The 22662-nt window shown below is 67.6% G+C and carries 20 protein-coding genes; 7 read left to right on the top strand and 13 right to left on the bottom strand.

The window, feature by feature from the left end; translation table 11 throughout:
- A complete protein-coding gene (locus tag KX816_13035) occupies positions 1-669 on the bottom strand; it encodes a PEPxxWA-CTERM sorting domain-containing protein (GenBank protein ID QXQ05195.1) in 669 nt (222 codons plus the stop codon).
- A 1127-nt stretch (positions 670-1796) separates the two neighbouring features.
- On the opposite strand from KX816_13035, the gene KX816_13040 reads away from it, so the two are divergent.
- The 3 genes from KX816_13040 (at position 1797) to KX816_13050 (ending at position 5622) form a co-directional block, all read left to right on the top strand.
- The gene (locus KX816_13040) at positions 1797-2177 is read left to right on the top strand and encodes a PEPxxWA-CTERM sorting domain-containing protein (GenBank protein QXQ08555.1); all 381 of its coding nucleotides are present in this window, start codon (positions 1797-1799) and stop codon (positions 2175-2177) included.
- Positions 2178-2266: 89 nt separating this feature from the next.
- Positions 2267-4159 (top strand): signal peptide peptidase SppA, encoded by a 1893-nt coding sequence (gene sppA / locus KX816_13045; protein QXQ05196.1) that lies wholly within the window; start codon positions 2267-2269, stop codon positions 4157-4159.
- A 2-nt stretch (positions 4160-4161) separates the two neighbouring features.
- A complete protein-coding gene (locus tag KX816_13050) occupies positions 4162-5622 on the top strand; it encodes a S41 family peptidase (GenBank protein QXQ05197.1) in 1461 nt (486 codons plus the stop codon).
- Here the strand turns inward: KX816_13050 and KX816_13055 are convergent.
- On the bottom strand, positions 5619-6245 hold the full coding sequence (locus KX816_13055; GenBank protein QXQ08556.1) for a trimeric intracellular cation channel family protein: 627 nt from the start codon (positions 6243-6245) through the stop codon (positions 5619-5621). The genes KX816_13050 and KX816_13055 overlap by 4 nt on opposite strands.
- 43 nt (positions 6246-6288) lie before the next feature.
- Positions 6289-7335: an aldo/keto reductase gene (locus tag KX816_13060; GenBank protein QXQ05198.1), complete on the bottom strand. Its 1047-nt coding sequence runs from the start codon at positions 7333-7335 to the stop codon at positions 6289-6291.
- Positions 7336-7550: 215 nt separating this feature from the next.
- Between KX816_13060 and KX816_13065 the strand changes: the two genes are divergently transcribed.
- Entirely contained in the window at positions 7551-8207 is a 657-nt protein-coding gene (locus KX816_13065) for an ATP-binding cassette domain-containing protein (protein QXQ05199.1), read from the top strand.
- On the top strand, positions 8204-9589 hold the full coding sequence (locus tag KX816_13070) for a hypothetical protein (protein QXQ05200.1): 1386 nt from the start codon (positions 8204-8206) through the stop codon (positions 9587-9589). The genes KX816_13065 and KX816_13070 overlap by 4 nt, the downstream gene beginning before the upstream one ends.
- 9 nt (positions 9590-9598) lie before the next feature.
- Here KX816_13070 and lpdA read toward each other — a convergent pair whose 3' ends face one another.
- The 7 genes from lpdA to bioB form a co-directional block, all read right to left on the bottom strand.
- The gene (gene lpdA, locus KX816_13075) at positions 9599-10993 is read right to left on the bottom strand and encodes a dihydrolipoyl dehydrogenase (GenBank protein ID QXQ05201.1); all 1395 of its coding nucleotides are present in this window, start codon (positions 10991-10993) and stop codon (positions 9599-9601) included.
- 10 nt (positions 10994-11003) lie between these two features.
- On the bottom strand, positions 11004-12314 hold the full coding sequence (gene odhB, locus KX816_13080) for a 2-oxoglutarate dehydrogenase complex dihydrolipoyllysine-residue succinyltransferase (protein QXQ05202.1): 1311 nt from the start codon (positions 12312-12314) through the stop codon (positions 11004-11006).
- Positions 12315-12317: 3 nt separating this feature from the next.
- Complete coding sequence (locus KX816_13085) at positions 12318-15131, bottom strand: 2-oxoglutarate dehydrogenase E1 component (GenBank protein QXQ05203.1); 2814 nt, start codon at positions 15129-15131, stop codon at positions 12318-12320.
- Positions 15132-15282: 151 nt separating this feature from the next.
- Complete coding sequence (locus KX816_13090; protein QXQ05204.1) at positions 15283-15684, bottom strand: VOC family protein; 402 nt, start codon at positions 15682-15684, stop codon at positions 15283-15285.
- Between the two features lie 4 nt (positions 15685-15688).
- The gene (gene sucD / locus KX816_13095) at positions 15689-16564 is read right to left on the bottom strand and encodes a succinate--CoA ligase subunit alpha (protein ID QXQ05205.1); all 876 of its coding nucleotides are present in this window, start codon (positions 16562-16564) and stop codon (positions 15689-15691) included.
- The gene (sucC, locus tag KX816_13100; protein QXQ05206.1) at positions 16564-17763 is read right to left on the bottom strand and encodes an ADP-forming succinate--CoA ligase subunit beta; all 1200 of its coding nucleotides are present in this window, start codon (positions 17761-17763) and stop codon (positions 16564-16566) included. Before sucC ends, sucD begins: the two co-directional genes overlap by 1 nt.
- Positions 17760-18755 carry a biotin synthase BioB gene (gene bioB, locus KX816_13105; GenBank protein QXQ05207.1) on the bottom strand — a complete coding sequence of 332 codons (996 nt, stop codon included), beginning with the start codon at positions 18753-18755 and terminating at the stop codon, positions 17760-17762. The genes sucC and bioB overlap by 4 nt, the downstream gene beginning before the upstream one ends.
- A gap of 151 nt (positions 18756-18906) precedes the next feature.
- Here bioB and KX816_13110 point away from each other — a divergent pair, with 151 nt between their 5' ends.
- The gene (locus KX816_13110; GenBank protein ID QXQ05208.1) at positions 18907-19086 is read left to right on the top strand and encodes a hypothetical protein; all 180 of its coding nucleotides are present in this window, start codon (positions 18907-18909) and stop codon (positions 19084-19086) included.
- Positions 19087-19403: 317 nt separating this feature from the next.
- Here the strand turns inward: KX816_13110 and mdh are convergent, their stop codons facing one another.
- Positions 19404-20366, bottom strand: coding sequence for a malate dehydrogenase (gene mdh, locus KX816_13115; GenBank protein ID QXQ05209.1), 963 nt, complete (start codon positions 20364-20366; stop codon positions 19404-19406).
- Between the two features lie 105 nt (positions 20367-20471).
- Between mdh and KX816_13120 the strand changes: the two genes are divergently transcribed.
- Positions 20472-21149: a hypothetical protein gene (locus KX816_13120; GenBank protein ID QXQ05210.1), complete on the top strand. Its 678-nt coding sequence runs from the start codon at positions 20472-20474 to the stop codon at positions 21147-21149.
- Here KX816_13120 and KX816_13125 read toward each other — a convergent pair.
- Both KX816_13125 and KX816_13130 read right to left on the bottom strand, forming a co-directional pair.
- Positions 21097-22200: an AFG1 family ATPase gene (locus tag KX816_13125; protein ID QXQ05211.1), complete on the bottom strand. Its 1104-nt coding sequence runs from the start codon at positions 22198-22200 to the stop codon at positions 21097-21099. The two genes, KX816_13120 and KX816_13125, sit on opposite strands and share 53 nt — an antisense overlap.
- Positions 22197-22658 (bottom strand): PaaI family thioesterase, encoded by a 462-nt coding sequence (locus KX816_13130; GenBank protein QXQ05212.1) that lies wholly within the window; start codon positions 22656-22658, stop codon positions 22197-22199. Before KX816_13130 ends, KX816_13125 begins: the two co-directional genes overlap by 4 nt.
- Between the last annotated feature and the right edge of the window lie 4 nt (positions 22659-22662).

Below are 22662 nucleotides of genomic sequence, written 5' to 3' on the forward strand. Positions count from 1 at the left end.
TCAGGCGGTAACGCGCAGCGCGGCCTTGCGGCGGCGACGAGCGCCGACACCGACCATGCCGAAGCCGCCGATCATCAAAGCCCAGGTCGCGGGCTCGGGAACCGTCGACCCGTTGTCGTCGGTGAGGAGCGTACCGTAAACGTTATCGACCTCGAAGGAGATGCCGGTTGCAGTGAAGCGCAGCCCGGTGATCTTCTGGCCGGCTCCGGCCTTGATGAAGATACGCTTGTTGTCGATCGAATTGCTCTGGTCGCCAGTGGCGGGCGACACATCGAGACCGGATATCGTCTTGATCACCGATCCGCCGTCGCCGAGTACCTCGACCTTGTTATAGTCGTCGATCGAACCCCAGTAAAAGCTGATGTTGATCAGATCGAGCGTCGACAACGTTGCGACACCGGTCGGAATCGCCGGCGAGGTATAAAGATAATGCGATGCATCGCCGGCTGGTGCCGCGGCAGCGGCCGTGGTGCCGCTAACGATGTTGAAGTTGCCGCTGAGCGTGTAGCCCGGCTGCGTCGCCGGCGTCTCGAAGTCGGCAATAAGCGTTTGCCCCGCGCTCGGACCCGGATCCGGTGCACCCGGACTCGCCGTCCAAGTAACAGCGCCTGCCGGAACCGCAGCGACGGCGAGCAATGCAGAAATCAGAACCCTGTTAGAAATTCTCATGTCACAGCTCCCTGGACTTGAATGCCCATCGTAATCCACGCAAGGAGCATGCCAATTAATTACAATTAAGATTATCAGTTACTTAGCGGTTCGTTACGCTGTTGCAATGTAAGGTTTACCGACAGTTTACAGAATATCTCGTTCCGTATACGTAACTTCCAATCGTACATTTAAAGATATCGACGTTTGTTCATTCCGTTACTGTAATGCATCTAAATGAATAACTAACTATTTATTCATTTATTGCGCGACTGTCTCGATTCTTGCTTCGATTGAGCACGCTCCTTCAATGATTCTACGGTTGGTATCGTCCGGACGCTGCCCGACGAGGATAGCTGCGTCTCGCCTTGCCAGCATACAGCCGTGCTTTCGGCGATGCTGATAAGCCCGACGCGAACCCCCACGGCCAAGCCGCTTATCGGCCAGTTTGAGGACCGTGCCCCCATCGGGCCAACTCGCGATCTCTCGTGGAGACATCTCGAGCCAGTTCAGCCAGGGTTCACTTGTTACGCACCCGTGCGGGCGTTAGTCGCAAGATGTCGTCGGTTCATCGGTAGGTCATTTGTAGGGTATTTATCGCCAATGCGAATGGCCTAAGAACACTAAATGGTCGTCTCCAGGGGGGAGTTACTGGCAATTCCGCCAGGCGACAGAGCGAGACGGAGTTGTTGGTGCCTGCGAAAACTACAAGCGCGCTCTTGTCGCGCATCGGGAAGCTGTGTGTTTCGGGGATCGTTACTGTTTCGGCGGGAGGTTTTACCAGTATAGCGGCAGCGGCGACGATAAAACAGTCCTGGAACGGCTATCACTGGGCACGGACTGGCCCGCTGGTCGTCGGGCTTGGCGACGATGTCAGCACCGCTTGGGACAGCTACGTCCGGACTGCCGCAACCAAGTGGTCGGCCGCCAAGAATATCGATTTTGCCGTCGTGAAGGGCGCATCGGCCGCATCGACCTGCGCCCCGGTCTATGGCGGCGTCCAGGTCTGCAGTGGCAATTACGGTGCGACCGGCTGGCTCGGCTATGCTTCGGTGTGGACCGGCGGCGGCTTCGTCGTCCAGGCAACGGTCAAGCTGAACGATTATTACTTCTCGCAGGCAACCTACAACACAGCGGCGTGGCGGAACATGGTGGCGTGCCAGGAGATCGGCCACACGCTGGGCCTCGCCCACACCAACGAGGTCAAGACCGACAAGAACACCGGTAGCTGCATGGACTATACCAACGACCCGACCGGCACCCGCGGGACCAACGGCACGCTTGCGAATACTGCGCCGAACAGCGTCGACTTCGCAGCGCTGAACGCGATCTATGCGACGGTCAACACGACCCAGCTGCCCTACACCAAGCCGACCTACTTCGCCGGCCATGGCTACACGATCGACGGCAACGATGCGGACGTCGGCTTCAGCCTGGTGCCCGAGCCGGCGAGCTGGGCCCTGCTGGTCGCCGGCTTCGGCATGGTCGGTGCCAACCTGCGGCGGCGCGAACGGCCCGTCGCCGCCTGACGGCCTGCGACATCGCGCGGGCGACCCGGGCCACTGGTCCGGGTCGTCCGGGCGCTCTATAGCGGCTGCCGGGTCACAAGGCGTTCTCCATGGCAGTCGTGCGCGGCATCTGGTCGGTTATCGTCGGCATCAAGGACCTGATGGTCCTGTTGCTGCTGGTGCTGTTCTTCGTCGGCGTGTGGGCGGTGCTCCATTCGCGGCCGATGGGAGTGCCGACGGGGTCGGCGCTGATCCTCGATCTCGACGGCGCGATCGTCGAGCAGTCATCGATGGGGTCGGCGCTCGACTTGATCCGCGGCAGCCAGCGCTCCAACGAGATCCAGGTCCGCGACGTGCTCGCCGCTCTCAACGCGGCGCGCACCGACAGCCGCATCAAGATGGCGGTGCTCGACCTCGACACTTTCCTCGGCACGGGCGAGGCCAACCTCCAGTCGATTGGCGCGGCGCTGCGGAGCTTCAAGGCGGCGGGCAAGCCGGTCTACGCCTATGCGACCGCCTACACCGACGACAGCTACTACCTTGCCGCACAGTCGACACAGGCCTGGATCAACCCGCTCGGCGGCGTGCTGCTGACCGGCCCGGGCGGCCCCAACCTGTATTTCAAGGCGGCGCTCGACAAGCTCGACGTCGACGTCAACGTCTTCCGCGTCGGCACCTACAAGTCGGCGGTCGAGCCGTTCACGCGCGTCGACAGCTCGCCCGAAGCCAAGGCAGCCGAGCAGGCGCTGGTCGACAGCCTGTGGACGACCTACGCCGCCGATGTCACCGCTGCGCGCCACGGGGCCAACGTCAACGCATTCCTCGCCGACCTGCCCACCAGGGTCCGGGCCAGCGGCGGCGACTTCGCGACCACCGCACTGAAGGCCGGGCTCGTCGACAAGATCGGCAGCCGCGCGGATTTCGGCCGGATGATCGCGGCGCAGGTCGGCGTCGGCAAGGACAAGCGCCCCGGTGCCTTCAACGGCATCAAGCTGGCGGACTATCGCTCGGCCACCAAGACCACCGGCAGCGGCGACGCGGTCGGCATCGTCTACGTCGCGGGCAGCATCGTCGACGGCGAGGCCCCGCGCGGCACGGCCGGCGGCGACACCATCGCCGCCCAGGTCGACAAGGCCATCGCCAATCCCGACATCAAGGCGCTGGTCGTGCGGATCGACTCCGGCGGCGGCTCGGTGCTGGCCTCCGAGCGTATCCGCGAGGCGCTGGCCGAGGCGCGCACCAAGGGCATGCCGATCGTCGCCTCGCTGGGTCCGGTTGCGGCCTCGGGCGGCTATTGGGTCGCCACCGCCGCCGACCAGATCGTCGCCCAGCCCTCGACGATCACCGGCTCGATCGGCGTATTCGCGGTGATCCCGACCTTCAACCGCTCGCTGAAGGCGCTCGGCATCGGCACCGACGGGGTCAAGTCGACGCCCTACTCCGGCGATCCCGACGTGCTGCGTGGCCTGACCCCAGATACGCGGCTGATCCTGCAGGCCTCGGTCGAGGACATCTACCGCCGCTTCACCGGACTGGTCGCCAAGGCGCGCAAGCTGCCGATCGCGCGGGTCGACGAGATCGGCCAGGGCCGGGTCTGGGCCGGCACCACCGCCAAGCAGATCGGTCTGGTCGACACGCTCGGTGGCATCGACGTCGCAATCGCCGCGGCGCGCGAGCGCGCGCACCTGCCCGTCGACACCCGCACCGTCGATGTCGAGCGCAGCCAGCCACTGCTCGGGCAACTGGTCGCGAGCGCGCTCGGTTTCGACAACGGCGACGACAGCAGTAGCGGCAACGACGCTTCTCGCGACCCGTTCGCGCGCGGCGCGCGTCTGTCCCGGCTGCGCCTGCTCGCCGCGATCGGCTCGGCACAATCGATCGCGATGGGCCCGACGATCCAGGCCGCCTGCCTGTCGTGCGCCTCGATCGGGATGCCGCTGGCGAGCGACGTACGTGCCGGCGAAGGCTGGCTGGCACGCGCCGGAGCGCTTCTCGGGAGGTAGCGATGCTGACCCGCCGGGCTGCACTGACGGGGATTGCCGGAACGGCTCTGATCGCGGGCAGTTCGTCGAAGGGCGCCGCGCCCAAAGGCCCGTACGTCTACCCGGCCAGCGCGGCGCTGCGGGCGGAGGATGCGGCGATCCTGATCCGCGCCTACGAGGAGCTCCACCCCGGCCTGACGCGCTATCTGATCCCGGAGGCCCGCGCCGCTGCGGAGGCGAGGCTGCGGAGCGAGGCCGCCGTCGCCGATACGCCGGGTGCGCTGTGGCTGGCCGCGACCCGCTTCACCGCCGCTGTCCGCTGCGGGCACAGCTTCTGCAACCCGTTCAACCAGGGCAAGGCGCTGACTGCCGCGCTGGTCGAGCGGCCCGACCGCTTGCCGTTCCTGTTCCGCTGGATCGACCGGCGGATGATCGTGACGCGCGGCCTTGGCGACGCGACGCTCCGGCCCGGCACCGAAGTACTGGTGATCGACGGCGAGCCTGCACCGGCGCTGCTGGCCCGGCTGATGCGGCTCGCTCGCGCCGACGGCCACAACGACGCCAAGCGCATCGCCGACCTCGAGGTTCGCGGTGCTGGCAAGTACGAGGACTTCGACGTCCTGCGCTCGCTGACCGCACGGCCGGGCGCGACCACCGCTATGCTCGAGGTCCGCGATCCCGACGGCAAGCACCGCCGCATTGAGGTGCCGTTGCTCGGCTTCGACAGCCGGCCCCGTGCCGACAACAAGAGCGACGCACCGCTGTTCACCGCGGCAATGCGCGGCCCGGCGATGGTGCTGACGATGCCGGACTGGGCGACCTACGACAGCAAGTGGGACTGGCGCGGCTTCATCGACAAGACCGTCGACGACGCCATCGCCGCGAACGCCCGCGCCATCGTCGTCGACCTGCGCGGCAACGAGGGCGGCGAGGATTGCGGCGACGTGCTGCTCGGCCGCCTCGTCGACCGCAGGCTCGGACACGCCCCGGCGCTGCGCCGCGTCCGCTACCGTACGACGCCCGCCGACCTCGACCCGCACCTCGATACCTGGGACGACAGCTTCCGGAAACTCGGGGCCGATGCGGTCGACGACAAGCACGACTGCCTGCTCACCCTCCCCCCCGAACCGTCGCTCAGCATCGTGCCGAGGAGCCCGCGCTTCACCGGCAAGCTGGTCGTGCTGGTCGATGCGGAGTGCAGCTCGGCGACCTTCCAGTTCGCCCAGACCGTGCGCAGCGCGGGCCGCGGCACGATCGTCGGTGAGCCGACCGGCGGCAACCGGCGCGGCATCAACGGCGGCGCGTTCTTCTTCCTGCGCCTGCCCAACTCACGGCTCGAGGTCGACCTGCCGCTGATCGGAAGCTTCCCGCTGGTCCCGCAACCCGACGCCGGACTGGTCCCGGACGTGCTCGCCGCGCCGACCCAGGCGAGCCTCGCCGCCGGCACCGACCCCGGCATGGCGGCCGCGCTGCGGCTGGTCTAGTCCCGGTATCCCGGCAACGCGACGTTCCAGCGCAGCGCGATCGCCCGCAGCGCAAACCCTGCCGCCGCACCGACGCCGCCTGCGATCCGGTCATCGACACCGAGCAGGTGAAGCCCGACGTACACGGTCGCCGCCAGCGCCGCCGCCGCGACGTAGATCTCGCGCCGCAGCAGGATCGACGGCTGGCCCGCGAGCACGTCGCGCACGATGCCGCCGAAGCTCGCAGTCAGCACCCCCATCGCGCTCGCCGCGAGCGGGGGGACGCCGTAGCTCAAGGCCTTCGCCGCGCCGATCACCGCGTATGCCGCCAGCCCGACCGCATCGAGCCACAACAGCGCCCGGTCCTGCCAGCGGTCGGCGCGGAGCAGCCAGACCAGCCCCGCCGCCATCATGCACAGCCCGAGATAGTCCGACCGATACACCCAGAACACAGGTGCCCCGATCAACAGGTCGCGCAGCGTGCCGCCGCCGACGCCGGTCACCACGGCGAAGAACGCGAAGGTCACGATCGTGTGCTTGGCCCGCGCCGCCGCCAGCGCGCCGGACGCCGCGAAGACCGCGACGCCGGCATAGTCGAGCGCTCCCAGCAGCGGCCGCGCCGCCTCGATGGTCAGGGTCGGGATCACCACCGTCTGGTAGTACGGCACCCGGCGACGGGCAACGCCGCTACTTCGACCCCGCCAGCAGGCCGCGCCGGAATTCGCCGAGCCGGTCGATCATCCAGCCCGGGTATTCGACCTCCAGCGCGCTCGCCGCTTCAAGCGTCGCGAGATGCTCGGGCGTCAGCGTGACGTCGACCGCCGCGAGGTTGTCCGCCAGTTGCTCGGGCCGCTTGGCCCCGATGATGACGCTGGTGACCTGCGGCTGGGCGAGCAGCCACGCCAGCGCGACCTGTGCGACGGGCACCCCCAGCGACGCCGCGATCGGGCGCATCGCCTCGACCACCGCGAAGCCCTTCTCGCCGCCGGTCGGGGGGAACGAGAAGCCGTTGCGGCGGCCCTCGCCGGCAACCTCGCCGTCGTCGCCGCGCGTGTACTTGCCGCTCAGGAAGCCGCCGGCCAGCGGGCTCCACACCATCAGGCCGACGTTCTCGCTGGCCAGCATCGGCACGATATCGCGCTCGAGGTCGCGGCCGACGACGCTATAATAGGACTGGATCGAAGCGAGGCGCGGCGTCCCCAGCCGCTCCGAAATCCCGAGCGCCTTGGTGACCTGCCACGCTGCCCAGTTCGAGACGCCGACATAGCGGACGTGGCCGTGCTGGACGAGGGTCTCGAGCGCCCGCAGTGTCTCCTCCATCGGGGTAGCAGGGTCGAAACCGTGAATCTGGTACAGGTCGATATGGTCGAGCTGGAGCCGCTTCAGGCTCGCCTTGCACGCGTCGATCAGATGGTAGCGCGACGCCCCGCGGCCGTTCGGCCCGGGGTGCATCTCGCCGTGGGCCTTGGTCGCGACGACGATTTCCTGGCGGTTGATGCCGAGGTTCTTGAGCGCCTGCCCGGTGATCTCCTCCGACCGTCCGCTACCATAGACATCGGCGGTGTCGAGGAAGTTGACCCCGGCATCCAGCGCTGCCTTGACCAGCGTCTCCGACCCCGACTGGTCGAGGTCGCCGATCGTCTTCCACATGCCCGACTCGCCGCCGAAGGTCATGCAGCCGAGGCAGAGTTCCGACACGAACAGGCCGGTCTGGCCGAGGCGATTGTAGCGCATGGGATTTCCTTGGATGGGTGGTCGTCGTCTGGTTAGCGGTAACCGTCGATAGCCATCGCAGGTTTCAAACGTGCCGACGCCTGTCACTTGGGTACGCTGAGCTTCCGGGTCCAGTCCAGCCGCGGTGAACGGAAGGCCGGACCGGCCCGGCTGCAGGCGACCCGGCTGCGCGAGATCGTTGCGGTCACCGTCTTATGCCTATAGGACACCTCCGCATGAACCCGCTCCAGCTCGAAAGTCTCGGCAAGTCCTATGGTCGCAAGACCGTCTTCGCCGACTTCACCCACGGCTTCCCGGTCGGCCTGACGTTGCTGACCGGGCCGAGCGGGGCGGGCAAGTCGACCCTGCTCCGCCTGCTCGCGACCGCCGAGCGCCCCAGCCGCGGGCGCATCCTGTGGGACGGTGTCGCGCTGCCGAAGGGGCGCGGGGCGCTGCGGCAGGCGCTGGGCTACGCCCCGCAGGCGGTCGACCTGCCCGACGACCTGACGGCGCGCGAGTTCGCGCTACACATCGCCTCGCTGAAGGGCCTCGACCACGCCGCAGCCGACCGCCAGTTCGGGCGGATCACCGACGCCATCGGCCTCCACCCCGACATCAACAACCGCATCGCGACCTTCTCCGGCGGCATGCGACGGCGGCTGATCTTCGCGCAGGCGCTGCTCGGCGAGCCCCGCCTGCTGGCGCTCGACGAGCCGACCGCCGAGCTCGACCTCGAAACCGCCCGCAAGCTCGGCGCGCTGATCGTCGAAGCAGCAAAGACCACGACCGTGGTGATGACCACGCACCTCGCCGACGAATTGACCCCGGCTGCAGTCGCGCTTCTGCGCGTCGAGGCCGGGCGTCCGGTCGTCGCAAGCACCCCCGGCGCATGAGCACCGTCGCCGTCGCGCGCTCGTCGCTCGACACCAACCTCCGCCGCTACGGGCGGAGCTGGGGCCTGTGGCTGCTGCTGATCATCGCGGTCGTCGCGGCGCGCTTCATGGTGGCGCGCGACGACGGCTCGGGCATCCAGGTCGCGATCGGCCGCCACCTGCCGGTGATGACCTCGGCGACGCTCGGCGTCTCGCTCGGCATCGTGTTGTCGACGCTGCTGCTGCCGGTCGGCTTCCTGTACCTGCGCTCCAACACGACGCGGCGGCAGGCGTGGCAGGTCGAGGAAGTCACCCCGGGCTCGCGTGTCGCGGTCATGCTCGGGCGCTTCGGAGCCGACGTCGCGGCGCTGTTCGGCATGCTGCTCGCGCTGACCTTCGCCGGCTGGGTGCTCGGCGCAATCATCGTCACCGGGCCGCTGAACATCGGCCAGTTGACGCTGGCGCTGTGGGTGGTCGCGGCACCGGCGCTGATGGGCCTCGCCGCGCTCCGGCTGTTGTTCGACGCGGTGCCGCTGCTGCGGCGCGGCCTCGGCGACCTCGCCTTCTTCATCCTGTGGATCACCGCAATCATCGTGCCCGCGACCGTCGCCAGGCAGCCGGCCGGCTTCGCGGTCGACATGTTCGATTTCATGGGCTTCACGCGGCCGCTCGTCGCCGGATCGCCGCTCGGCACCAACGATTTCTCGATCGGCAACAGCGCGATCCTGCCCGGCCGCGTCCCGCTCGACGTGATGGCGGGCATCGGCTCGGACGGCTATATCGCGTCGCGCCTGGCCTGGGCGCTGGTGGCGGTCGCGGTCGTCGCCTTCGCGGGGCTGGTCTACCGCCCGCACACCGCCCGCCGCCAGTCACGCATCGCAGCGGCGATCGGACGCGCGTTCGCGTCCGGCCCGCCGCCGCGCGTCGTCGCCGACGCCGCCGCCGCCCGCCGGTCGAGCGTGCCGCTCGCCAGCCTCGTCGCCGCCGAGTTCAAGCTGATCGGCAGCGGGCGCCTGTTCCGGCTCCTCGCCCTCGTCGTCGCGGCCTTCGGAGCGACCGGCGACTACCGCCACATGGGCAGCCCGGCGGCATTGCTCCTCCTGATCTTCGGGATGACCGCCCACGCCGGACGCAGCGAAGCGCGCGGTCTGCTGACGCTGAGCCGGGTCGCCCCGATCGACCCCATGCTCCGCCGCGCCGCGTTCATAGTCGCCGGAACCGACTGGGCGCTGCTGCTCGCCGTCCCCGCCGTACTGGTGCACGGACCGTCAGCGCTCCTGCTCGCCACCGAGATGGGCGCTGCCGCCGCCGTGACCGCGATCGTGCTTGCGGCATTTAGCGGCTCGGCCTTCGCGCCACGCCTCGTGCTCATCGTCGCCTGGTATTTCTACCTGTCGACCTGAGCCGCCGCCTCAGATGTGGATCGGCTTGCCCTCGACCGCCATCGCGGCCTCCTTCAGCGCCTCGGTGTGGGTCGGGTGGGCGTGGCAGGTGTTGGCGATGTCCTCTGACGACGCGCCGAACTCCATCGCCAGCGCAGCCTCCGCGATCATGGTGCCGGCGACGGCGCCGATGATGTGGACGCCGAGCACGCGGTCGGTCTTGGCATCGGCGAGCACCTTGACCATGCCGTCCGTGTCGCGATTGGCCTTGGCGCGGCTGTTGGCGCTGAACGGGAACTTCCCGACCTTGTAGGTGACGCCCGCGGCCTTGAGCTCTTCCTCGGTCTTGCCGACGGTGCCGACCTCGGGGTGGGTGTAGACCACCGCCGGGATGACGGCGCGGTTCACGATGCCGGTCTTGCCGGCGATGTTGTCGGCGCAGGCGATGCCCTCGTCCTCGGCCTTGTGGGCGAGCATGGGACCCTCGACGACGTCGCCGATCGCCCAGATGCCTGGGACCGTTGTCGAGAAGTCGTCGTTGATCGGGACGCGACCCTTCTCGAGCTTGAGGCCGGTCGCGTCGATGTTGAGCCCGTCGGTGTTGGGCCGGCGGCCGGTCGAGAGCAACACGATATCGGCTGCGATCTCCTCGCGCGGGCCGCCCGCGGTCGGCTCGACGACGACGACCGCGCCGGCGCCCTCGCGGCGCGCCTCGACCACCTTCATGCCGGTGCGGAGGACGAGGCCCTGCTTGGTCAGGATGCGCGCGAAGGCCTTGCCGATCTCGGCGTCCATCGCCGGGACGACCTGCGACGCATACTCGATGACCGTGACCTTGGAGCCGAGACGCCGCCACACCGAGCCCATCTCCAGCCCGATGTAGCCGCCGCCGATGACGACGAGATGCCCCGGGATCTTGGGCAGCGCCAGCGCCTCGGTCGAGGTGACGATCACCTCGCCGTCGGGCGTCACGCCCGGCAGGCTGGCGACTTCGGAGCCCGTGGCGATGATGAAGTTCTTGGCGGTGATGACGCGCTCGCCGACCTTGATCGACTTCGCATCGACGAACGACGCGAGGCCGTGGATGCCCTCGACCTTGTTCTTGTTGAACAGATATTCGACGCCGCCGGTCAGTTCGGTGACCGCCTTGTCCTTCTCCGCCATCAGCTGGCCGAGGTCGATCGCGACATCGCCGAAGCTGATCCCGAATTTCGCGAGGTGGCCCGACTTGGCCTCCTCGTAATATTCGGTTGCATGCAGCAGCGATTTCGACGGAATGCAGCCGACGTTGAGGCAGGTGCCGCCGTAGCGCGAGTGCTTTTCGACGCAGGCAACCTTCAGGCCGTTCTGCGCGGCGCGGATGGCGGCGACGTAGCCGCCGGGGCCGGAGCCGATCACTACGACGTCGAATTCGAAATCGGGCATCAAGCTTTTCCTACAGGTCGATCAACAGGCGGGCCGGGTCCTCGAGCGCTTCCTTGACCCGGACCAGGAAGGTGACCGCTTCGCGCCCGTCGACCAAACGGTGGTCGTAGCTAAGCGCGAGGTACATCATCGGGCGGATCACGATCGCGCCGTCGCGGACGACGGCGCGCTCCTCGATGCGGTGCATGCCGAGCACGCCCGACTGCGGCGGGTTGAGGATCGGGGTCGACATCAGGCTACCGAAGACGCCGCCGTTGGTAATGGTGAACGTGCCGCCCTTCATGTCCTCGAGGCCGAGCTTGCCGGCCTGGGCGCGCTTGCCGAAATCGCCGATCGCCTTCTCGGTCTCGGCGAAGCTGAGCTTGTCGGCGTTCCGGAGCACCGGCACGACGAGACCGCCCGGCGACGACACCGCGATGCCGAGGTCAGCATAGTCGCGGTAGACGATCTCGTCGCCTTCGATCGCGCCGTTGACCGAGGGCACGTCACGCAACGCCAGCACCACCGCCTTCGCGAAAAACGACATGAAGCCGAGGCGAACGCCGTGCTTCTTCTCGAACAGGTCCTTGTACCGGGTGCGGGCGGCCATCACCGCGCTCATGTCGACGTCGTTGAACGTCGTCAGCATCGCCGCGGTGTTCTGGGCTTCCTTGAGGCGCTTGGCGATGGTCTGGCGCAGGCGGGTCATCCGCACCCGCTCCTCGCGGCGGGCCGGAGCAGCACCGGCGGCAGGCGCGGCGGCGGGGGTTGCAGCGGCGGGCACGCCGAGCTGCTTGGCGGTCCCGGCCTCGATCGCGCCGAGCACGTCACCCTTCGTGAGGCGCCCGTCGAGCCCGGTACCGGTGATCGACTTCGGGTCGAGGTTGTAGTCGCCGATCAGGCGGCGGACGGCGGGAGCCATCGGGTCGGGCTCCGCGGCGGGTGTCGGGGCAGGCTCGGGTTTCGGCGCGGGTGCAGGGGCGGCCTCCGCGGCGGGTGCTGGAGCAGCAGCAGGCGCAGCCGGCGCTGGCGGAGCGGCATCAGCCTTCGCCGCGGGCGCAGCGTCCTGAACCACCGCGGGCGTCGGCGCGGTGGCCTTGCCGTCGTCACCGTCGATACGCGCGATTGCGGCGCCGATGGTGACGGTGTCACCGACCTTGAACAGCTGCTCGCCCATGACACCGGCGACTGGCGACGGCACTTCGACCGCGACCTTGTCGGTCTCGAGGCTGACGATCGGCTCGTCGGCCGCGACCTTGTCGCCGGGGTTTTTCAACCACTGGCCGACCGTGGCCTCGGTGATCGATTCGCCGAGTGCCGGGATGATGACGTCGGTGGCCATAATTTATCCTGCGTTCTGGGTAGATTTGAGGCCACCGCGGATCGCCGCGCTGATTTCGGAGCGAGTTGCGCCGAGCGCTTCTGCGATCAGCTTGGCCTGTTCGGCGTTGTGGCGCTTGAGCAGCCCGGTCGCGGTCGCTGCCGCCGACGCACGGCCGGCGTAGATCGCGCGGCGACCCAGCGTGTCCTCGATCGGGCGTGCGACGAAGTGCCAGGCACCGGCGTTGCGCGGCTCCTCCTGGCACCAGACGACCTCCTCCAGCCCGGTGAAGCGGTCGGCGTATTGCTTGATGACGTCGGCCGGGAACGGATAAAGCTGCTCGACGCGGAGCAGGTAGATGTCGTCGCGAGCGGTCTTTTCCCGGGCTTCCAGCAAGTCGTAATAGACCTTGCCGCTGCACAGCACGAGGCGACGCACGTGCTTGTCGGCGATCGGGTTGAGATCGTCGAGGCAGCGGTGGAAGCTGGTGCCCGCGCCCATGTCGCCGATCGTCGAGACCGCGCGCTTGTGCCGGAGCAGCGACTTCGGCGTCATGATGATCAACGGCTTGCGGAAGTCGCGGAGCATCTGACGGCGCAAGACGTGGAAATAGTTCGCCGGCGTCGTGCAATTGACGACCTGCATGTTGTCCTCGGCGCACAGCTGCAGGAAGCGCTCGAGCCTGGCCGACGAATGCTCCGGCCCCTGTCCCTCGTAGCCGTGCGGCAGCAGCATGACGAGGCCGTTGGCGCGCAGCCATTTCGCCTCGCCGCTGGCGATGAACTGGTCAATCATGACCTGGGCGCCGTTGACGAAGTCGCCGAACTGGCCCTCCCACAGCACCAGGGTCTTGGGGTCTGCGAGGCCGTAGCCGTACTCGAAACCCAGCACGCCGAACTCGCTGAGCGGGCTGTCGAGCACCTCGAAGCCCGGGGCGACCGCCTTCAAGGGCGTGTATTTGCTGCCGTCCTCCTGGCTCACCCAGACCGAGTGGCGCTGGCTGAAGGTGCCGCGGCCTGAATCCTGGCCCGACAAGCGAACGCCGAACTTGTCGGTCAGCAGCGTGCCGAACGCCAGCGCTTCCGCCGTCGCCCAGTCGATGCCTTCCCCGGCGTCGAGCGTCGCTGCCTTGGCGTCGAGGATGCGCGCCAGTGTCTTGTGGACCGCGAAGTCCTTGGGCACCGTGGTCAGAGTCTTGCCGATGGCGCGGAGCTCGCCGGCGGCAACACCGGTGACCGCGGCGCGACGCGCGGTGACTTCCTCCTTGGGCTTGTTGAGGCCGGCCCAGCGGCCCTCGAACCAGTCCGCCTTGTTGGCCTTGTAGCCAGGCGCGGCTTCAAAATCGCCTTCCAGCCGATTGATGAACTGGTCGATGTTGGCCTGATACCAGGCCTCGTCGATGACGCCCTCGCCGCGGAGGCGGGTCGCGTAGATCTCGCTGACCGGCGGGTGCTTGGCGATGCGGGCGTACATCAGCGGCTGGGTGAAGCTCGGCTCGTCGGCTTCGTTGTGGCCGAAGCGGCGGTAGCACCACATGTCGATGACGACGTCGCGCTTGAAGGCCTGGCGGAACTCGGTCGCGACCTTGGTGGCGAAGGTGACGGCCTCCGGGTCGTCGCCGTTGACGTGGAAGATCGGCGCCTGGACGATCTTGGCGACATCGGAAGGGTACGGCGACGAGCGCGCAAACTGCGGGCTGGTGGTGAAGCCGACCTGATTGTTGACGACGAAGTGGATCGTGCCGCCAGTGTTGTAGCCGGTCAGCCCCGAGAAGCCGAAGCACTCGGCGACGATGCCCTGCCCAGCGAACGCCGCGTCACCGTGCATCAGCACCGGCATGACCTGGCTGCGCGCGTGATCGCCGCGGACGGTCTGGATGGCGCGGACCTTGCCCAGCACTACGGGATCGACCGCTTCGAGGTGCGAAGGGTTCGGGGTCAGCGACAGATGGACCGTGTTGCCGTCGAATTCGCGGTCGGTCGACGTCCCGAGGTGGTATTTGACGTCGCCCGAGCCGCCGACGTCGTCGGGGTTGGCCGAGCCGCCCGAGAATTCGTGGAAAATTACCCGGAACGGCTTCTGCATGACGTTGCCGAGCATGTTCAGGCGGCCGCGGTGGGGCATGCCGAAGACGATTTCCTGGATGCCGTTCTGGCCGCCGATCTTGATGATCGACTCCATCGCCGGGATCATCGATTCACCGCCGTCGAGGCCGAAGCGCTTGGTGCCGACGAACTTTCGACCGAGGAACTTCTCGAACTGCTCGGCCTCGATCAGCTTGTTGAGGATCGCCTTCTTGCCAAGCTCCGAGAACTGGATTTCCTTGTCCCGACCCTCGATGCGGTCCTGGATAAAGCGCCGCTCCTCGACGTCGTTGATGTGCATGTATTCGACGCCGACGTTGCCGCAGTAGTTGGCGCGGAGCGTCGTCACCAGCTCGCGGATCGTGCCGGTCTCCATGCCGAGCGCACCGCCCAGAAAGATCGGGCGGTCGAGGTCGGCGTCCTTGAAGCCGTGGTACTCGGGCGTCAGGTCGGCGGGCAGCTGCCGCTCCATCAGGCCGAGCGGGTCGAGGTTGGCCGCCAGGTGCCCACGCACCCGGTAGGTGCGGATCAGCATCATCGCCGCGATCGAATCCTGCGCGGCGCGGCGGATGGCATCGGGGTCGGCGGCAGGCGCGGCACCGGTCTTCGCCTTGTCGGCCTTGGGCGCGAGCAGGATGCCGCTGGCGTCGAGCGCCATGGTCAGGTCGTCGCCACCCGAGAGCGGCCAGTCGGCACGCGCCCACGACGGATGTGCCGCATCGGCGGCAGTCGGCAGCAGCGGTTCGTAGTCCATCGTGCCCGTCCTCGGTCAGCCTGCGCCGGTAGCGATCACACCCGCGCCGCAGGCGATGTAGCGGCGGGGTGCGCCGGTGTCACCCGCTACGGGTGCATGGCGGCCATGTTTATGAGGGCCACCGTACATAACGGCGGCGGACGGCAGATCGTCAGTGCTGGCCGCTGCGGAAATTGAGCTCAAGCAGCACGCCGTTCGGCTCGTGCACGAAGACCTGCTTGAGGTCGACCGACGGCAGTTCGACGCTCCGGTAGGCGATGCCGAGGCTTTCGAGCCGCTCGATCATCGCGCCGTGGCCGCTGCAGTCGAGCGCGACGTGATGGAGAGCGCCGGTGCCGGGGCCTTCGCTCTCGCCGCCGCTCAGCAGCGAACCGGGCGTAGACAAATGGAACAGCGCCCTGCCCGCCCCATCGAACATCCACTGGATCCGCGCCGGATCGAGGCCCGGCGGGGGATTACCCGGTTTCAGATCGAGCACGTCCGCGAAGAAGCGGACGGTGTCGGCCAGCCCCCGGGTCTGGATGTTGATGTGATCGAGGCCGTTCACCGCCATGCTGTCAGCCCTTCAAAAGCTCCGCGAGCGTCGTACCGAGCTGCGACGGCGAGTCCGAGACGCGGATGCCGGCGCGCTTCATCGCCTCGATCTTGTCCTCGGCGCCGCCCTTGCCGCCGGCGACGATGGCGCCCGCGTGGCCCATGCGGCGGCCCGGAGGCGCGGTGCGCCCGGCGATGAAGCCGACCATCGGCTTCTTGACCTTGTTCAGGCGGATGAAGTCGGCGGCCTCCTCCTCGGCCGAGCCGCCGATCTCGCCGATCATGATGATCGACGTGGTCAGCGGGTCGGCAAGGTACAGCTCCAGAATGTCGATGAAGTCGGTGCCGTTGACCGGGTCGCCGCCGATGCCGACCGCCGAGGTCTGGCCGAGACCGACCGCGGTGGTCTGGTGGACCGCCTCGTAGGTCAGCGTGCCCGAGCGCGACACGACGCCGACCGAGCCCTTCATGAAGATGTTGCCCGGCATGATGCCGATCTTGCACTCGCCCGGCGTCATCACGCCCGGGCAGTTCGGCCCGATCAGCCGCGACTTGGACCCTGACAGCGCGCGTTTGACCTTGACCATGTCGAGCACCGGAATGCCCTCCGTGATGCAGACGATCAGCCCGATCTCGGCGTCGATCGCCTCGAGGATCGCGTCGGCGGCGAAGGGCGGCGGCACGTAGACGACCGAGGCATCGGCACCAGTCAGCTCCTTGGCCTCCAGCACGGTGTTGAACACCGGCAGCTCAAGGTGGGTCGAGCCACCCTTACCGGGCGCGACGCCGCCGACCATCTTGGTGCCGTAGGCGATCGCGGCCTCGGAGTGGAACGTGCCCTGCTTGCCGGTGAAACCCTGGCAGATGACCTTGGTGGCGGCGTTTACGAGAATCGACATCAGGCAGCCTTCTTCACTTCGGCGACGATCTTCGCCGCTGCGTCACCGAGATTGTCGCCCGAGATGATGGGCAGGCCCGAGTTCGCCAGGATTTCCTTGCCGAGCTCGACGTTCGTCCCTTCCAGCCGGACGACCAGCGGCACGCTCAGGTTAACTTCCTTCGCGGCGGCGATGATGCCCTCCGCGATGATGTCGCAGCGCATGATGCCGCCGAAGATGTTGACCAGGATACCCTTCACGTTCGGATCGGACAGGATGATCTTGAACGCCGCGGTCACCTTCTCCTTGGTCGCGCCGCCACCGACGTCGAGGAAGTTGGCGGGCTCGGCACCGTTCAGCTTGATGATGTCCATCGTCGCCATCGCGAGGCCGGCACCGTTGACCATGCAGCCGATGGTGCCGTCGAGCTTGATGTAGCTGAGGTCGTACTTCGACGCCTCGACCTCGGCCGGGTCCTCCTCGGTGAGATCCCGAAGGGCAACAAGGTCGGGGTGGCGGTAAAGGGCGTTGGTGTCGAAGCCTACCTTGGCGTCAAGAACCAGCAACTGGCCGTCGGTCGTGGTCGCCAGCGGGTTGATCTCGATCTGCGATGCGTCTGTGGCGACGAACGCGTTGTAGACCTGCTCGACGACCGAGACACACTGCTTGAACAGATCCCCCGACAGGCCCAGCGCGAAGGCGACGCTGCGGCCGTGGTGCGGCTGGATGCCGGCGGCGGGGTCGACCAGGAAGGTGTGGATGCGCTCCGGCGTGTCGTGCGCGACGGTCTCGATGTCCATGCCGCCCTCGGTCGAGGCGACCAGCGCGATCTCGCCCGAAGCGCGGTCGACGAGGAGTGCCAGGTAGAATTCCTTGGCGATGTCGGCGCCGTCGGTGACGTACAGGCGGTTGACCTGCTTGCCGTGCTCACCGGTCTGGATGGTGACCAGCGTGTTGCCGAGCATGTCGGTCGCGGCAGCACGGACCTCGTCCAGCGAGCGCGCCAGGCGGACGCCGCCCTTGGCCTCGGGCGGCAGTTCCTTGAACTTGCCCTTGCCGCGGCCGCCGGCGTGGATCTGCGACTTCACCACGAACAGCGGCCCGGGCAGCTTGCCGGCGGCGGTGACGGCTTCCTCGACGGTCATCGCGGCATAGCCGGTCGGGATCGGCACGCCGAATTTGGCCAGCACTTCCTTGGCCTGGTATTCGTGGATGTTCATGCGAAAGCCTCCATCGGGCTGAGCCCTAATTTCTCGAACAGGCGGGTATCGCGGTCGACCCCGGGGTTGGCAGTCGTCAGCAACCGGTCGCCGACAAAGATCGAGTTGGCACCTGCCAGAAAGCACAGGGCCTGGGTTTCATCGCTCATCGCCTCGCGGCCCGCCGACAGCCGGACCATCGATTCCGGCATGGTGATGCGGGCGACGGCAACGGTGCGCGCGAACTCGATGCCGTCGATTGCGGGAGCCGCACCCGACAGGATCGCGTCGCCGAGCGGCGTTCCCGCGATCGGCACGAGGCCGTTGATCGGCACGCTACCGGGATGCTCGGGCAGGTTGGCCAAGGTCTCGATCAGCCCGACCCGGTCGGCGCGGCTCTCGCCCATCCCGATGATGCCACCGCAGCAGACGCCGATGCCGGCCTCGCGGACATGCGCCACGGTCGTCAACCGGTCGTCGTAGGTCCGCGTCGTCACGACCTCGGGGTAATATTCCGCCGAGGTGTCGATGTTGTGGTTGTAATAGTCGAGGCCAGCCTCGGCCAGCACGGCGGTCTGTGCCTCGCTCAGCATCCCGAGCGTCATGCAAGTCTCGAGCCCGAGCGCGCGCACCACGACGACCATCTCGGCGAGCGCCGGCAAATCGCGGTCCTTGGGGTTCTTCCATGCCGCGCCCATGCAGAAGCGCGTCGCACCGCCGGCCTTGGCACGCGTCGCCTCGGCGATGACGTCGGCGGCGGCCATGAGCTTGTCGGCCTTGACCCCGGTCATGAAGTTCACCGACTGCGCGCAGTAGCCGCAATTCTCGGGGCAGCCGCCGGTCTTGATCGAGAGAAGCTGCGACTTCTGCACCTTGTTCGGGTCGAAGCGCGCCCGGTGCACGGTCTGCGCGCGGAACAGCAGGTCGGCGAACGGCAGGTCGAACAGCGCCGCGATCTCGGCGTGGGACCAGTCGGTACGGGTGGGCGGGCTGAGTTCGGCGACGGCGAGCATCAGGCGGGACGCTCCGTCACTTGGTATCCGGCGGTCATCATCTCGGCGCGAATCCCTGATGCTGCAGTTGCGGGGTTCTATGGATTGGACGTGGGGTGACCGCAAGGCGGCGCCGCTGGATTGAGTGGGAGACGGAGCGTATAGGGCATGGATGAGCGACGCCGATCTGACAGCACCCGCCGGATGGCTCGACAGCCTGACGCGTAGCAAGGCGCAGATCGAGGCTGGTCAAACCGTGCCGCTATTGCCGATCCTCGACAGGCTGCGGGCCTCGGCCGAAGCCCTCGAGACTAGTGATACGGACGACCTGAGACAGACCGCGCGACGTTGATCGCGCTCACGTCGGAAGCCAGCGCGTAGCTTGATGCGCTCGAACGCTTCTACGTCGAGAGAGAACGACCTCAGGCTCTCCGCAACCTCGGCTACGCACTGGCGGAGGCAAGCTTGTTCATCCTCAACGCTCAGGATCGCGGGCTGCCGGCACCGGGTCCATATCCCGAGCTTGCTGCCCTCGGCTTACATTGGCTCAAGCGCGGTCGCTATTGGATCGCGTACTCGCCCGACGAACCGATCATAGCGGGCGTGTTTTTCGAAACTGACGACATCCCTGGCAGGCCGCTTGACCTCGCAAGCGGCCCGGTTCGACGTTTAAGCCAGCGAGCCGTCGATCGCCTTGCACGCCACTAGCAGCTCCTTCACCGCATCCACCGACACCGTGAAGTTCGCCTGCGCCTCGGCGGTCAGCTCGATCTCGACGATCTTCTCGACGCCGCCGGCACCGATGACGCACGGCACGCCGACGTAGAGGTCATGGACGCCGTACTGGCCGGTCAGGTTCACGGCGCAAGGGATGACGCGCTTCTGGTCCTTGAGGAACGCCTCGGCCATCGCGATGCCACTGGTCGCGGGGGCATAATAGGCCGAGCCGGTCTTGAGCAGGGCGACGATCTCGCCGCCACCGGCGCGCGTGCGGGCGACGATGGCGTCGATGCGCTCCTTGGTGCTCCAGCCCATCTTGATCAGGTCGGGGATCGGGATGCCGGCGACGGTCGAATACTCGACCACCGGGACCATCGTGTCGCCGTGGCCGCCGAGCACGAAGGCGGTGACGTCCTGCACGCTGACCTTGAACTCGTCCGCCAGGAAGTGGCGGAAGCGTGAGCTGTCGAGCACGCCGGCCATGCCGACGACCATGTGGTGCGGCAGCTTGGAGAACTCGCGCAGCGCCCAGACCATCGCGTCGAGGGGGTTGGTGATGCAGATCACGAACGCGCCGGGAGCGTTGGCGGCGATACCCTCGCCGACGGCCTTCATGACCTTGAGATTGATGCCGAGCAGGTCGTCGCGGCTCATGCCGGGCTTGCGGGCGATACCGGCGGTGACGATGATGACGTCGGCACCGGCGATGTCGGCGTAGTCGTTGGTGCCCTTCAGGACCGCGTCGAAGCCCTCGACCGGGCCGCACTGCGCGAGGTCGAGCGCCTTGCCCTGCGGCACGCCCTCGACGACGTCGAACAGCACGACGTCGCCCAGTTCCTTGATCGCGGCGAGATGCGCGAGCGTGCCACCGATGTTACCGGCACCGATCAGCGCGATCTTGTTGCGGGCCATATGTCAGTCTCCGGCAAGGGGTGTTCAGGAATGGAGGGGCGGATAGCCCGGTTGTCGGGCATCCGCAACCGTGACAGGACGGGACGAACGAGGAAGGACGAAGGCATGGAGCAGACACGCGCGGCCCGCGGCGCCGTCGTTGCGGGGATCGTGACCGTGGTCATCAGTGGCTGGTTCGCCAGCGTCGCGGCGGCGGCGTGCGACGGTGTCGTCGTCTCGTCGGCAAGCGCACTCGGCGCGTTCCAGATGGCCAAGAGCCAGATGGCGCTCGATGCGGCGATCGGCTGCCCGGCGCGGCTGGATGTGCTGAATTCGATGAACCGAGTCGACCTGATTGCCTTCATCGCGAGCTACGGGCTGTTCCTGGTATTGGCGGCGCTGGCGTTGGCGAGCGGGCGTCTGCGGCGTATCGCGCTGATCTTCATCGGCATCGCGCTGGCGGGCGACGTGCTCGAAACCGCGACGCAATTGTGGATCGGCTCGCGCTGGCCGTTCACGACGACGCCGATGCTGACGCTGCTCGCCGTCGGATCGTCGCTGAAATGGGCGGGCATCGCCTGCGGGCTCGGCGCGACCGGGCTGTCGATGGCGGAGGATCGGCTCGGCGCGACCCGCTGGCTCGGGCTGGCGGTGGCGATCTTCGGGCTGCTCGGGCTGATGGTGTTCGTCAGCCCGACGCCCCCGCCGTTCATCCCGCTGGCGTTCCTGCTGCTGATCGGGGCATGCGCGCTCAGCTGGCGCCGTGGCCCTGCGCAAGATACTCCGCCGACTGCATTTCGTTGAGGCGGGATACGGTCCGCTCGAACTCGAACGACCCGTCGCCCGCCGGATAAAGGTCAGCCGCCGATGCATCGGCGGCGATCAGCAAATTGACGTGGTGCTCGTACAACGAGTCGATCAGCGTCACGAAGCGGTTGGCTTCGTTGCGATACTCCGGGCTGAGCTTCGGCACCCCGACCAGGATCACCGTGTGGTAGCGGCGCGCGATCGCGAGGTAGTCGGCAGCGCCCAGCGGCTGTCGGCACAGGCGGCTGAACGAGAACACCGCGACGCCCTTCAGGGATTTGGGCACGAACAGGCTGCGGCCACCGGGGACCTGGATCGTCTCGCTGGGCACGTGGACGCGGTCCTCGACCGGGAAGTCGGTCATCCGGAAGAAGGCGTCGGACAATGCCGCAGTTGCCACCGGGCCGTTCGGGGTGAAATAGGTCGGGCCGCCCCCCAGCCGCTGCATCCGGTAGTCGACGGGGCCGTTAAGGCCGATGACCTCCAGCCGGCTCTCGAGCAGCGCTATGAAGGGCAGGAACAGCTGGCGGTTGAGGCCGTCCTTGTACAGGTCCGACGGCGGCCGGTTGCTGGTCGCGACGATGGTGGTGCCGGCATCGAGCAGCGCCGTGAACAGGCGCGACAGGATCGCCGCGTCGGCGACGTCACGGACCTGCATCTCGTCAAAGCATAGCAGTTTTGCCGACGCCGCGACCTGAGCGGCGACGCGGGGCAACGGGTCATCGTGCGACGCCTCTCGCGCCGCGTGGATGTCGGCGTGGACCTCTAGCATGAACTCGTGGAAGTGGACCCGGCGCTTCGGCTCGGTCGTCGCGTGCGCGAAGAACAAGTCCATCAGCATCGACTTGCCGCGTCCGACACCGCCCCACAGGTAGATGCCCTTCGGCGGCGGCGGAGGTTGGCCGAACAGGCGCCCGAGCAGGCCGGGCTGGTGCCGCGCCGCCAGCGCCAGCCTGAGCTGGTACAGGCGCTCGGCCGCGGCGGACTGGTCGGGGTCGGGCTTCAGCTCACCGGCATCGACCAGCCGGGCGTAGGCGCTGTCGGTCACGCGGCGGCGTCGGCGATCGGTCGCGGCGTCCGCGGGATCTTGCGCATCGTGCCGGTGAACGAGGCGACGTTGTTGCCGTTCTGGGTGACCAGGCCGCGCACGAACAGCATCTTGCCGGTTTCCTTGAGGATTTCGCCGTGCGCCTCGATCGGCGTGCCGACGATGCCGGCACTCAGGAAATCGGTCGCGCAGCTCAGCGTCACCGCCGCCGAGGTCTCGAGCTGGCGCGCGATGAACGAGAACATCGCCATGTCGACGAACGACATGATAAAGCCGCCGTGGAGGTAGCCAAGGCCGTTGGCGTGGCGCCGGTCGGTCGCCATCCGGCACTCTACGACGCCCGTGTCGGTCGGCCGGAAGTAAAAATCGCCGAGCATCGAGGCAAAGCGCCCGTCCGGGTCGCGGTGCCAACGGTGCCAGCCGGCGTGCTCGCCTTCGGTGATGATGTCTCTGGGCATGCGC

This window comes from Sphingosinicellaceae bacterium (genome assembly GCA_019285715.1).
Lineage (GTDB): Bacteria > Pseudomonadota > Alphaproteobacteria > Sphingomonadales > Sphingomonadaceae > Glacieibacterium.

What these genes read in the sequence shown, in the direction of transcription:
- odhB (QXQ05202.1), bottom strand. Translation starts at nt 12,314, where the DNA reads ATGGCCACCGACGTCATCATCCCGGCACTCGGCGAATCGATCACCGAG.
- KX816_13035 (QXQ05195.1), bottom strand. Translation starts at nt 669, where the DNA reads ATGAGAATTTCTAACAGGGTTCTGATTTCTGCATTGCTCGCCGTCGCT.
- KX816_13070 (QXQ05200.1), top strand. Translation starts at nt 8,204, where the DNA reads ATGAGCACCGTCGCCGTCGCGCGCTCGTCGCTCGACACCAACCTCCGC.
- KX816_13090 (QXQ05204.1), bottom strand. Translation starts at nt 15,684, where the DNA reads ATGGCGGTGAACGGCCTCGATCACATCAACATCCAGACCCGGGGGCTG.
- lpdA (QXQ05201.1), bottom strand. Translation starts at nt 10,993, where the DNA reads ATGCCCGATTTCGAATTCGACGTCGTAGTGATCGGCTCCGGCCCCGGC.
- KX816_13060 (QXQ05198.1), bottom strand. Translation starts at nt 7,335, where the DNA reads ATGCGCTACAATCGCCTCGGCCAGACCGGCCTGTTCGTGTCGGAACTC.
- KX816_13120 (QXQ05210.1), top strand. Translation starts at nt 20,472, where the DNA reads ATGGAGCAGACACGCGCGGCCCGCGGCGCCGTCGTTGCGGGGATCGTG.
- sucC (QXQ05206.1), bottom strand. Translation starts at nt 17,763, where the DNA reads ATGAACATCCACGAATACCAGGCCAAGGAAGTGCTGGCCAAATTCGGC.
- KX816_13110 (QXQ05208.1), top strand. Translation starts at nt 18,907, where the DNA reads ATGAGCGACGCCGATCTGACAGCACCCGCCGGATGGCTCGACAGCCTG.
- sucD (QXQ05205.1), bottom strand. Translation starts at nt 16,564, where the DNA reads ATGTCGATTCTCGTAAACGCCGCCACCAAGGTCATCTGCCAGGGTTTC.
- KX816_13065 (QXQ05199.1), top strand. Translation starts at nt 7,551, where the DNA reads ATGAACCCGCTCCAGCTCGAAAGTCTCGGCAAGTCCTATGGTCGCAAG.
- mdh (QXQ05209.1), bottom strand. Translation starts at nt 20,366, where the DNA reads ATGGCCCGCAACAAGATCGCGCTGATCGGTGCCGGTAACATCGGTGGC.
- KX816_13085 (QXQ05203.1), bottom strand. Translation starts at nt 15,131, where the DNA reads ATGGACTACGAACCGCTGCTGCCGACTGCCGCCGATGCGGCACATCCG.
- KX816_13040 (QXQ08555.1), top strand. Translation starts at nt 1,797, where the DNA reads ATGGTGGCGTGCCAGGAGATCGGCCACACGCTGGGCCTCGCCCACACC.
- KX816_13130 (QXQ05212.1), bottom strand. Translation starts at nt 22,658, where the DNA reads ATGCCCAGAGACATCATCACCGAAGGCGAGCACGCCGGCTGGCACCGT.
- sppA (QXQ05196.1), top strand. Translation starts at nt 2,267, where the DNA reads ATGGCAGTCGTGCGCGGCATCTGGTCGGTTATCGTCGGCATCAAGGAC.
- bioB (QXQ05207.1), bottom strand. Translation starts at nt 18,755, where the DNA reads ATGCTCGCCGTCGCCGAACTCAGCCCGCCCACCCGTACCGACTGGTCC.
- KX816_13050 (QXQ05197.1), top strand. Translation starts at nt 4,162, where the DNA reads ATGCTGACCCGCCGGGCTGCACTGACGGGGATTGCCGGAACGGCTCTG.